Origin of the sequence: Endozoicomonas sp. SESOKO2 (assembly GCF_024606245.1) — a bacterium.
In the GTDB taxonomy this organism is placed as follows: Bacteria; Pseudomonadota; Gammaproteobacteria; order Pseudomonadales; family Endozoicomonadaceae; genus Endozoicomonas_A.
In genome coordinates this window covers 1-1,554 of the sequence record NZ_JAHHPQ010000068.1, presented here as the reverse complement: position 1 = coordinate 1,554, position 1,554 = coordinate 1, and the positions used below count along the sequence as shown (strand labels likewise).

The 1,554-nt window shown below is 53.9% G+C and carries 1 protein-coding gene; it reads left to right on the top strand.

All coding sequences use genetic code 11. The annotated features are described in order from the left end of the window. A partial coding sequence (locus KDK17_RS01725) for a hypothetical protein (RefSeq protein ID WP_257287201.1) occupies positions 1–1,554 on the top strand: 1,554 nt, incomplete at both ends.

The following is a 1,554-nucleotide window of genomic DNA, read 5'->3' as shown; positions in this document are numbered from 1 at the left end:
TTGTTGATAACAGTGGCAGCAACACGGACATCAGCTTCAGTGCTGCCGATATTGAATCTGCCCTGGCCGTGAACGATCAACAATTGAACATCAAGATCAGCAGTAGCAAGCTGTCCAGCATGCGTGCCACTTCCGGTTTTGGTAATGAGGAAGGTCAGGACTTGATCCGGATTACCAGCGATGGCTTCTTCCAGGATGCCGCTGGTAATACGATGACCGATGGTAATAGTGCTGGCGTTGAGATTTTTATCCTGCCCCCTGACGGTATTGCACCTTCGATTACCACTATCACCAGCCTGACAGCCGATGGTGAGTATGCGACGGGTTCGGTTATCCGTTTGCAGGTGAGTTTTGACGAAGCGGTGGAGGTGACGGGCACGCCGGTACTGTTGCTGGGCACCGGTGGCAACATCTCTGCTGCCCGATTCAGCTCCGGGTCTGGTACCCAGGATCTGGTGTTTGAGTATACCGTGCGGTCTGGTGATGAGGCTCCGGATCTTGATGTACTCAGTGCCAGTGCCTTACAGCTCAATGGCGGCAGCATCAAAGACTTGTCGGGCAATACCGCTGTGCTGACGGTTCCTGTTGCTGCTAACAGCGACTCACTGGCCAGCACAGCCGATCTCATGATTGATGGTTCCGCCCCTGATGTTTCTATTACGGGTGTCAGCCTGGCTCCTGAAGGCGCCAATGATCAAAAGCTGACCATCAATGGCAGTGGTTTTGATGGCTTGTTGGGTAGCGGCGAGTCTGCTGGCCTGACCCTGACGGGAGACGACCTGTCACGCTTTGACTGGGGCAAGCTGTCTATAGAGCTGAAACAACCCGATGGCAGTTTTGACAGCGTTAGTCTTGACGCCTCCGACATTGGTTCAGTAGCCATTCACAACAACCGGGTTGAGATTGTCATTGATGAAGGGGTCAACAAGGTACTGGACAACAATGGCTTCAGCACTACATCGGGTGATCTAACTCTCGATATCAGTCAAGGCTTTATGGCTGACCGGGCGGGCAACCGATCCACTACCGATGCGCTCGCTGATGAGGTGATTAATGTCACCAGTAGCGGTGCTACGGTTGTTAATGTTTCTGCCGACACCGTGGACGGAAGCTATCAGGCCGGTGACGAGATTCTGATTCGGGTACGGTTCAGTGAAAAGGTCTCGTTGCAAAACTACGATCCCAGCGGTGACCCCCTTTTATTATTGCTGAATGACCGGCAACCCACCCAGGCTGATCCGCATGGGGGTAATGCGGTTTATGTGTCCGGTGATGGCACCAGAGAGTTTGTGTTCCGTCATACTATCAGTGCCGGGGAAAACATTGATGACCTTAACTATCGTGACACCAGTTCCCTGACATTCAATAACGGCGTGTTGGGGTTGCCGGCTACTAGCGCGCTGGTTAACGGCGCGGGCAGTAGCGTCAGCCTGACGTTGCCCGGCACAGCCAGTGCTGAGTCGCTGGCAGGCAGCAGCGAAATTGTGGTGGACACGGATGCCCCTACGACCACAATTACCAGTGCGGCCTACGATGAAAACAACAACCAGCTGC